This is a genomic window from Xenorhabdus japonica (assembly GCF_900115195.1).
Taxonomy (GTDB): Bacteria; Pseudomonadota; Gammaproteobacteria; order Enterobacterales; family Enterobacteriaceae; genus Xenorhabdus; species Xenorhabdus japonica.
Map to the genome: position 1 here is coordinate 40178 of NZ_FOVO01000012.1, position 9650 is coordinate 49827.

Below are 9650 nucleotides of genomic sequence, written 5' to 3' on the forward strand. Positions count from 1 at the left end.
TCATGATCCGATCTTTATGGATTGCCAAGACTGGGCTGGATGCTCAGCAAACAAATATGGATGTTATTGCCAACAACCTGGCAAACGTCAGTACCAATGGTTTTAAACGCCAACGTGCGGTGTTCGAAGATTTGCTCTATCAAACCGAACGTCAGCCGGGTGCAATGTCATCTGAACAGACGAACTTGCCATCAGGTTTACAGATTGGTACAGGTGCGCGTCCGGTAGCGACTGAGCGGCTGCACAATCAGGGCAATTTGGCACAGACCGATAACAGCAAAGACGTGGCAATCAAGGGACAGGGTTTTTTTCAAATCCAGATGCCTGATGGCACAATTGGTTATACGCGTGATGGTTCATTTCAGCAGGATCAGAACGGTCAGTTGGTCACTGTCGGCGGTTTTCAGGTCGTGCCTGCCATCATTATTCCAGACAATGCCACCAAGATGAGTATCGCCCGTGACGGGATCGTCAGCGTGAATGTGCAGGGGCAAAGTGCGCCTCAGCAGGTTGGGCAACTGACGCTGACCACGTTTATCAATGAAAGTGGTTTGGAAAGCATCGGTGAGAACCTGTATCTGGAAACCAACAGTTCTGGTGTTCCGGTAGAAAATGCACCGGGCATCAATGGCGCAGGGTTGCTCTATCAAGGTTATGTTGAAACGTCTAATGTTAATGTGGCGGAAGAACTGGTCAATATGATTCAGGTTCAGCGAGCCTATGAAATCAACAGTAAAGCGGTGTCGACATCTGATCAGATGCTGCAAAAACTGACTCAGCTATAACCTAATTATTAATGGTGGAGGGGGAAAGCGTTCCTCCACTATTATCTACGATAAACTTAAGAGCATAGAAGATGGATACAATGCCCGTTGCCGAAAGCCATGCTAAAAACCATGTAGCTGGCTCCACTGGTTTACGGAAAAACCAGAGAAATAAGTGGCGTATCAGCATATCTGTGGCGGTACTCGCATTGTCGGCACTGACATTAGGGGGCTGTGCTTATATCCCGCACAAGCCGCTGGTGAGAGGGCAGACAACAGCAAACCCCGCCGAAGCGCCTGCTCCCACGCCAAATGGTTCAATTTTTCAAGTTGTCCAACCGGTCTATTACGGTTACCAACCACTTTTTGAAGACCGTCGTCCACGTAATATCGGTGATACGCTGACCATTATCTTGCAAGAGAACGTTAGTGCGAGCAAAAATTCTTCGGCCAATGCCAGTCGAAATGGAAAAACCGGTTTCGTGGCTGCCTTGACCCCTCGTTTCTTGCAGGGTTTGATAGGTGGTGAGAAAACCGATTTGGGCATGGAAGGCAATAATGAGTTTGGTGGTAAGGGTGGAGCGAATGCCAACAATACATTCAAGGGCACGATTACCGTGACCGTGAATAAACTGCTGGCAAACGGCAACCTGCATGTGGTAGGGGAAAAACAGATTGCCATCAATCAGGGAACGGAATTTATTCGTTTCTCTGGCGTTGTTAACCCGCGCACGATTACTGGCAACAATACAGTGAGTTCCAACCAAGTTGCAGATGCCCGTATTGAATATGTTGGTGATGGCTACATCAACGAATCGCAGCATATGGGTTGGTTGCAACGTTTCTTTATGAATATCTCACCGTTTTAAAAGAGGATGGTCAGGATGAGAAAATTAGTCGCCAGCCTTTTTACGCTTTTGTTGGTGTTATCCGGTATGTTCGCGTCTACCCGTGTTTTTGCGGAGCGTATTCGCGACTTGACGACCATTGAAGGAATTAGGGATAACGCACTGATTGGTTATGGTTTAGTGGTTGGGCTGGATGGAACGGGTGACCAAACCATGCAGACGCCTTTTACCACCCAAAGCCTGAGCAATATGCTGTCACAGTTGGGCATTACCGTACCACCCGGTACGAATATGCAGCTTAAGAACGTAGCTGCTGTAATGGTGACAGCAAAGTTGCCACCTTTCGCACGTTCAGGGCAAAACATTGACGTTGTGGTTTCCTCATTGGGTAATGCCAAGAGCCTGCGTGGTGGTACATTGCTGATGACCCCGTTGAAAGGAGTGGATAATCAGATCTACGCATTGGCTCAAGGGAATATCCTAGTGGGCGGTGCTGGTGCGAGTGCGGGCGGAAACAGCATCAAAATCAATCAGCTTGCAGGAGGCCTTATTTCGAATGGTGCGGTGATTGAACGTGAATTGCCGACGCAATTCGGCCAGAAAAGCACGTTGAACCTGCAATTGAATGATGATGATTTCAGCTTGGCTCAGCAGATTAGTGATGCGATCAACCGTCTGAAAGGCACAGGAACTGCAACACCACTGGATTCCCGTACCGTTCAGTTGCGTCTGCCAATCGAAAACAGCGAGCAGGTTAAGTTTCTGTCTCAAGTTCAGAATGTAAATATTCGTGTTAATGCTGGCGATGCCAAAGTGATTTTCAACTCCCGTACAGGATCGGTCGTCATGAATCGCAATGTCACACTGGATAGCTGTGCGATTGCACATGGTAGTCTTTCGGTAACCGTTGAACGTCAAACTGCGGTCAGTCAGCCTGATACACCATTGGCAGGAGGAAATACCGTCGTAACTCGCAATACAGCCATTGGCATTCAGGAACAGGGCGGTGCATTGCAAAAAGTCAATGCCAGCGCGAATCTGACTCAAGTTATACGGGCATTGAATGCACTTGGTGCAACGCCAACGGATTTGATGTCGATTTTGCAGGCGATGGAGGGCGCAGGCTGTCTGCGTGCGAAGTTGGAGATTATCTGATGAATGATTTTCTGACGATGCCCAATGCTGCTTACGATGTTAATTCGCTGCATTCATTGAAAGCTAAACTGTCACAGGAACCACAACAAGGGCTACGGCAAGTAGCCCAACAACTGGAAGGTGTCTTCGTTCAGATGATGCTGAAAAGCATGCGTTCCTCATTACCACAGGATGGTATGTTGAGCAGTGACCAGACGCGTTTTTATACTTCGATGTACGATCAGCAAATTGCACAAGACCTTTCTCAAAAGGGATTGGGGTTTGCTGATATGATCGTCAAGCAATTCTCTAACGCTAATAATATGCCTAGTGAATTGGCAGGCACGATGCCGATGCCGCTGGACAATGAAATCCTGCAAACATTACCGAAGCAGGCATTGGAACAATTCATGCGCCGGGCTATACCTGAAGACGCATCTTCATCTTTCTCCAATGGAGCCATTAAGTCGAAGCCATTGCCAATGCAAAGCGCCAGCTTTGTTTCCATGCTTTCCGTACCGGCACAGTTGGCAAGCCAGCAAAGCGGTATTCCTCACTTATTGATTATTGCGCAGGCCGCACTGGAGTCAGGTTGGGGACAACGGGAAATTCTGACCGCAGAAGGCAAACCGAGCTATAACCTGTTTGGCATCAAAGCGGGGAAACACTGGAAAGGGCCTGTCACCAATATTATGACGACGGAATATATTGAGGGTGAGCCGAAGAAATTACAGGACGGCTTTCGTGTGTATGGTTCTTATGTGGAAGCGATAACGGATTACGTCAAGTTGCTGACAGAAAATCCCCGCTACGTCAAAGTCGCTCAATCCACGACAGCAGAGCAGGGGGCGTACTCTTTGCAGGATGCGGGATACGCTACCGATCCTGGTTATGCCAAAAAATTAGTGTCACTGATTCAGCAGTTAAAAAATACCGGCAATCAGATGGCAAAAGCCTATGCCTATGATTTAGATAACTTATTTTAATCAATCTGATTTTAAGTGGTGGGTATCGAAATCAAGAGCATTTTTGTTCAAGGAACAGGGAGCTTTGCCGATAACTGTAACAGTGAATGACCTCCTATCAATGATAGGTTTAAAGAAAACGTAAAAGGATCTACACATGTCCAATAGTCTAATGAATACTGCCATGAGTGGTATTAATGCCGCGCAGGTGGCAATGGGTGTAGTGGGTAATAACATTGCCAACTCCAAAAACGCGGACTATAACCGACAGACTACCGTGATAACGCAAAATAATGGAGCCATGTCGCCAGCGGGGTTTGTCGGCAACGGAGTGGTTGTCAGCACCATTAACCGTGAATACAATGAGTTCATCAACCAGCAATACAATGAGGCACAAACTAAATACGCCGCATTGAATGCCCAGAACGAACAGATCACTAAAATTAATAATCTATTGGCAGATAGAAACACTAACCTGTCCAATTCTATCGAAGATGTCTTCAAGAGTTTGGGAGCTGTTGAAAGCAATGCGGAAGACAGCGCTGCCAGAACGACGGTGTTGGGTAAAGTGGAAAGCTTAGTTAGCCGATTCAAAGAAGCTGATGGTTTTCTGAGCCAGATAGATGACAGCATTAATTTCCAAATTGAACAAAATGTTAAAGGGATCAATCAATACGCGGAAGAAATTGCCAAGCTGAACAATGAAATTACGCGTATGCGTAGTACAGGCAGGGGCGAACCGCTGGCGTTGCTGGATAGGCGTGATGAAGCGGTTAACCAATTAAATCAATTGGTGGAAGTCAACGTCGTTAAGCAGGATGGTGACACTTATAACGTCTCATTCGGTGGTGGCATGATGCTGGTATCGGGCAATAAGTCCTATCAGATGGAAGCGATCCCATCCAGCACTGACAGTGGTCGTATCACGCTGGGCTATAACAATGGTACAGTCGGCACCAAAGAAATTGATGAACGCTTTATCTCCCAAGGCGCATTGGGCGGTGCATTACAAGTGCGCAAAGAAGAGGTGGATTCAACCCGCAATAAATTGAACCAACTGGCTTTGGTGATGGCGGATCAATTCAATCAGGTGCAGAATGGCGGTTTTGACCTGCACAACGAGAAAGGTGTTGATTTCTTTAATTTCACTAAACCTGGCGTCATTTCCAATAGCAACAATAAAGGCACGGCTGAGATTACGGTGGAATATACCGATACCACCAAAGTAAAAGCGAGTGACTATACCCTCAAATTTGAAGGTGGAGATTGGAAAGTTCAGCGTGTTTCTGACAGAGAGATGATCCCAGTGAAAAAAGGCGGGGATACGCTGGAGTTTGATGGTCTGAAAGTCAAGATCGATTCTGCCAAGGCAGAAGAACACGATGCTTACACCCTGAAAACGGTCAGCAATGTCGTGGCAACCTTGAAAGTGAATCTGAAAGATTCTTCCAAATTGGCGACGGCCAGTGTCAAAAATGCCGGCCAAAGCGATAACCGTAATACGAAGAAATTCCTTGAATTACAGAATAAGAAGTTGGTTGATGGAAAATCCTCCTTTGCAGGAGCGTACGCATCACTGGTCAGTACTGTAGGCACCTCTGCAAATAAAATTCAAGGGCATGTCGAAACGCAGGGGAACATCGTTGATAAGATAAATTCAACTCGCCAATCTATTTCTGGTGTCAATATGGATGAAGAATACGGCGAATTGCAACGCTTGCAGCAGTATTATCTGGCAAATGCCCGCGTGATCCAGACTGCAACAACATTGTTCGATGCGATTTTGAATATTCGTTAATCACCGTTTGGCTGAAGATAAAAAGGGAATGATATTGTGCGTGTAAGTACGAATCAATTATATACTCAGAAAATGAATGGGATTTTTGGCGCCCAATCAAAATTTATGAAATCGGGTGAGCAACTGTCGAGTGGTCGTCGGGTAATTAATCCATCCGATGATCCTTTGGCGGCTTCGCAGTACATCATGGTTTCTCAATCTGAATCGAAAAACCAGCAATTTGTCACTGTTCGTGACTTTGCCAAAAATACCATGTCAGCACAGTTAAACATTACCAATAATGTTGTAACAGCTACCACTAGTGTTTTGAGTGCATGGGTGGCAGCCTCAGATAAGACTAGTGATCAAGATCGTGCATCCTATGCACAGCAGTTGGAAGGTCTTAAACAAGAATTGCTGAATTTAAGTAATAAAACCGATGGGAATAATCGTTATATTTTTGCTGGCTACAAGACGGATGTACCGCCTTTCGTCGCAGATAGCAGTGGAAAGGTGAGCTATGTCGGTGGTCATGAACAAATAACGCAGAAAGTAGATGATAACCGTTCGATGATTATCGCTCATACCGGCCAGCAGGTCTTTTTATCCCAGCCCAGCAAACCGATCAAAGAACCTGATGGCAAAACTAACAGTGAATCAGATATTTTCGCTTCCATTGATATGGCGATCAAGGCACTGGACGTTTCGTACAGCACGGCAAGTGAGGACGAAAAAAACGAAGCCAAGGAATTGATGGATAAAGCTAACCGTGGTATTCGCAATAGCCTAGAAAACTTCTATTCCGTGCAAGCCGTGTTGGGTTTGCAGCTTGATGAGCTGGATAAGTTAGATGCGCTTAGTGATGAACGTAGGACATTGAATGAAGTGCGTAAAGGAGAATTAGTTAATGTCGATTTGGTATCCACTATTTCCGATTACCGCCAGCAACAAGCTGCATTGCAAGCTTCCTTCATCGCATTTACTGACTTAAAAGGCATGTCTTTGTTTGAGATGCATCGCTAACCAAAATTAGGTATATAGCGCTTTTCATTGTAGGCCCTTGTTCTTTCCCCATTGAATTTGGAAGGTGATTTGGGAAGTCAAGGGCTTATTTTTTGTTTTCATTTTTGAATTTGTTGCAGCTGCGGCATCAAAATAATGTTCGTTTTGGTCATCGAAACATTAAACGTCGGATACGGCCGATATCAGGCTTCAAATCATTTCGCCGGACCCAAACGATTTTAGCAGGGATAGAGCTCGTTTCAATGCTTCGTAAAGAGCAATACTTATAACCAGAAGAGAAGATATTGTCACCGGCAGGGAGGTTTTATCGATTGACTGCGCAAATAGCAATTAACCCCGCATTTGACATCTATAATGATTTTGTTCCAGATGTTGGTTAGAGGTTGATTCTTTCATAAAACAAGGGTGAACCCATAGTTCTAAAAGAGTGGTTCTAAAAGAATTGATTATCTCAAGTTTTATTTTTTAAGCATTAATTCCCCTAAAGGGGGAATTAATGCTTAATACGTTAATAAATCGTATCAATTTATATTTTAACACCATGATAGCCGGATAAAATTAATTCCCATTCCTGTTGAGCAAACCAAGTTTGAGTATCACCATTATAATGCATTTCATCGGGTAGGAAGACGCCATATTCAGAAGCAATGCCAGTGTAATTTGGCGAATTTCGTGCATCAATCAACGTACGGTATTTAGGAGCCACAGCAATGACATCTTTAATTGCTTCATCCACATAGCTGGTATTGAGAGGATCGAACGCTACCGAAAGCGGGTAATATAATCGCCATGGGATCTGACGGGAGCCAATGGCATGACTGATGCCAGTGATGATACGGGTAAAATTCATCTCTGATGCTTTGGCCGCTGCTAAACTCTCAGTTTCTGCTTCCCATTGGTTCCAATGTACTGCCAGAATGCGTGGATTTTTGCCCATCTTGCGCAATGACTCAACTGCCATGCGTAAGGTTCTAATCGCGCGGGGATAAAGGGATTCTACATCTTTTGGATCGCGCTCTGGTGCCCAGCGATTATCGGGAGGGTTATTTAAGTACATGCCCTGACCGCCGTAACCCATTAAAATCACATAAAGATCGGGTAAATTCAGCGTATTACCCTGATTAATATGAGCTTGCCAGAATTTAGCGAAACGGTTGGCGATATTGTAAGGATGATCTTGATTACCACGTGCTAAACCGACAGGAGCACCAATATTGGCATTACCAAAACTGGTCAATCCTGTCCAATTAATGGTAGTAAAGTTGACGCTATAGATTTCTGGCAGGGATAGAGTGAATACATTATTTAATCCCTGGGTAATTCTTTCATCTGGTAGCAGCAGTGTACCGTGACCATAGCTATTAGACTGCCCAAGAACGATGAAAAGAGGAGCATCATTGGCTTCCCATGACAAATATTTCATTTCGGGAGAGTGAAGCGGTTTGTATGTCATCATTGTCTCCTTAAAATATATGAATTAATTAGATGTCGCACTCCTTGCCAAAAAATTATTTATGTCAGATAAAGTATAAATAGTTAATCAATCCGATCTATTTTGCAATACGATTCATGTCTCACTGAAATTCCACAAGAGAATTTTCATATTGCTATCAATTAATGGTTCATCCAGCATAAAAAAAGACATAGCAGAATAAATTAGAAAAATATTTAGTATTATCTACCCATGCGGAATTATGTGATGAGATTTTATATCTTGTTCTTGAAAATGGCGTAAATTCGTTAATTGCATTTGATATTACACAGTGAGAATCCCGACATGCTGAAACATGTTTTTACAAAACTACCCAAAAATAGCACGGTTAATTGGCTTAATCCCCCGCCTTATTGGGAAACTGATATGGGATTGTGCAGAATGAAACCTGCATCTGGGACGGATTTTTGGCGGGAAACGTATTTTGGTCATACAGCGGATAACGGACATGCTTTATTGGCTTCTTTCTGTAGCAATATTGTGATTTCAACGGATGTTATTTTTTCACCTCAGCATGATTATGATCAGGCTGGATTAATGATCCGTTTGTCCGATAAAAATTGGATAAAGTTTTCCGTGGAACTGGAGCCAGACAAAACGATTAAGCTTGGTACTACAGTGACATCGCAAGGAATATCTGATTGGTCTGGTGAAGTGATAGCGACTATTGATACATTGATAGCTCCGATTACCCTAATTGCTGAAATATCATCGGGAGCCTGTTTGTTATCCATGAGACAAGGTGATGAATTGGCACAAACCGTCAGAATCACACCATTGCCGCTAGTAAAATCCAATGAAGCATGGGCTGGTATCTATGCTGCTTGCCCACGGGAATCCGGGTTTATAGCTAACTTTGAAAACACATCAATGAGGACAAGAAAATGATTCGATTTGAGGATAAGGTTGTCATTATTACTGGCGCAGGCAGCGGCATTGGCGAAGCTACAGCAAAGCGTTTTTCACAAGAGGGAGCCATTGTTATATTGGCTGGGCGAGATACCGATAAGCTTAACCGTGTATTCAGTGAATTGTCATCGAATAAAGCGTTGGTGATTCAAACAGATGTAATAAACCGTGAGTCGGCCAAACACATGGTTGATGAGACGATCAGACATTTTGGCCGGATAGATATTCTGGTTAATAACGCAGGTGTATATGCGATTGGCGATTTATTGAGTGTTTCGCAGGAAGAAGGTAATGATGTTCTGGCTACTAATCTTAATGGTGTACTCAATTGTAGTTATTTTGCGTTGCCGCATTTAATCGAAAGTAAAGGATGTATTGTTAATAATGCCTCCGTATCAGGGTTAGGGGCCGATTGGGGAAGTGTTCATTATTGTGCGGCAAAAGGCGCAGTGGTTAACTTAACCCGTGCCATGGCGTTGGATCATGGAGCACAAGGTGTTCGTGTCAATGCGGTGTGCCCAAGTTTAGTGATGACACCTATGACTGCACGTTTTGACGATGAAACTCTGCAACATTTTAATAACCGCATTCCGTTAAAAAGAGCGGGTCAACCTTCCGACGTCGCAGCAGCCATTGCATTTTTGGCCAGTGATGATGCCAGTTTCATTAATGGTGTGAACCTGCCGATAGATGGTGGGGTAACCGCATCCAGTGGTCAGCCTAATTTTAATTGAACAA

At 44.3% G+C, this 9650-nt stretch carries 9 protein-coding genes and 1 pseudogene; 9 read left to right on the plus strand and 1 reads right to left on the minus strand.

Annotated features, from left to right (window positions below):
• Window positions 1–2: 2 nt before the first annotated feature.
• The 7 genes and pseudogenes from flgG to BM135_RS06710 all read left to right on the plus strand — a co-directional run.
• The gene (gene flgG, locus BM135_RS06680; RefSeq protein ID WP_092519011.1) at window positions 3–785 is read left to right on the plus strand and encodes a flagellar basal-body rod protein FlgG; all 783 of its coding nucleotides are present in this window, start codon (window positions 3–5) and stop codon (window positions 783–785) included.
• A gap of 71 nt (window positions 786–856) precedes the next feature.
• Window positions 857–1633, plus strand: a complete 777-nt coding sequence (locus BM135_RS06685; RefSeq protein ID WP_092519012.1) for a flagellar basal body L-ring protein FlgH — start codon at window positions 857–859, stop codon at window positions 1631–1633.
• 15 nt (window positions 1634–1648) lie between these two features.
• Window positions 1649–2767 carry a flagellar basal body P-ring protein FlgI gene (locus BM135_RS06690; RefSeq protein WP_092519013.1) on the plus strand — a complete coding sequence of 373 codons (1119 nt, stop codon included), beginning with the start codon at window positions 1649–1651 and terminating at the stop codon, window positions 2765–2767.
• Complete coding sequence (gene flgJ, locus BM135_RS06695) at window positions 2764–3732, plus strand: flagellar assembly peptidoglycan hydrolase FlgJ (protein WP_422646119.1); 969 nt, start codon at window positions 2764–2766, stop codon at window positions 3730–3732. The genes BM135_RS06690 and flgJ overlap by 4 nt, the downstream gene beginning before the upstream one ends.
• Window positions 3733–3868: 136 nt before the next feature.
• Window positions 3869–5509 (plus strand): flagellar hook-associated protein FlgK, encoded by a 1641-nt coding sequence (flgK, locus tag BM135_RS06700; RefSeq protein ID WP_092519015.1) that lies wholly within the window; start codon window positions 3869–3871, stop codon window positions 5507–5509.
• Window positions 5510–5545: 36 nt separating this feature from the next.
• The gene (gene flgL / locus BM135_RS06705; protein ID WP_092519016.1) at window positions 5546–6511 is read left to right on the plus strand and encodes a flagellar hook-associated protein FlgL; all 966 of its coding nucleotides are present in this window, start codon (window positions 5546–5548) and stop codon (window positions 6509–6511) included.
• Between the two features lie 146 nt (window positions 6512–6657).
• Window positions 6658–6845: pseudogene (locus tag BM135_RS06710) on the plus strand (DDE-type integrase/transposase/recombinase); the annotation flags it as partial.
• A gap of 192 nt (window positions 6846–7037) precedes the next feature.
• Here BM135_RS06710 and BM135_RS06715 read toward each other — a convergent pair.
• On the minus strand, window positions 7038–7967 hold the full coding sequence (locus tag BM135_RS06715) for a hypothetical protein (RefSeq protein ID WP_245737308.1): 930 nt from the start codon (window positions 7965–7967) through the stop codon (window positions 7038–7040).
• A 321-nt stretch (window positions 7968–8288) separates the two neighbouring features.
• Between BM135_RS06715 and BM135_RS06720 the strand changes: the two genes are divergently transcribed.
• Window positions 8289–8891, plus strand: a complete 603-nt coding sequence (locus BM135_RS06720; RefSeq protein ID WP_092519019.1) for a DUF1349 domain-containing protein — start codon at window positions 8289–8291, stop codon at window positions 8889–8891.
• A complete protein-coding gene (gene budC, locus BM135_RS06725) occupies window positions 8888–9646 on the plus strand; it encodes a meso-2,3-butanediol dehydrogenase (protein ID WP_175485999.1) in 759 nt (252 codons plus the stop codon). Before BM135_RS06720 ends, budC begins: the two co-directional genes overlap by 4 nt.
• The last annotated feature ends 4 nt before the right edge of the window (window positions 9647–9650 follow it).

Excerpts from the sequence above, each read along its gene's own strand:
- flgG (WP_092519011.1), top strand. The coding sequence starts at position 3 with ATGATCCGATCTTTATGGATTGCCAAGACTGGGCTGGATGCTCAGCAA.
- BM135_RS06685 (WP_092519012.1), top strand. The coding sequence starts at position 857 with ATGGATACAATGCCCGTTGCCGAAAGCCATGCTAAAAACCATGTAGCT.
- BM135_RS06690 (WP_092519013.1), top strand. The coding sequence starts at position 1,649 with ATGAGAAAATTAGTCGCCAGCCTTTTTACGCTTTTGTTGGTGTTATCC.
- flgK (WP_092519015.1), top strand. The coding sequence starts at position 3,869 with ATGTCCAATAGTCTAATGAATACTGCCATGAGTGGTATTAATGCCGCG.
- BM135_RS06715 (WP_245737308.1), bottom strand. The coding sequence starts at position 7,967 with ATGATGACATACAAACCGCTTCACTCTCCCGAAATGAAATATTTGTCA.
- BM135_RS06720 (WP_092519019.1), top strand. The coding sequence starts at position 8,289 with ATGCTGAAACATGTTTTTACAAAACTACCCAAAAATAGCACGGTTAAT.
- budC (WP_175485999.1), top strand. The coding sequence starts at position 8,888 with ATGATTCGATTTGAGGATAAGGTTGTCATTATTACTGGCGCAGGCAGC.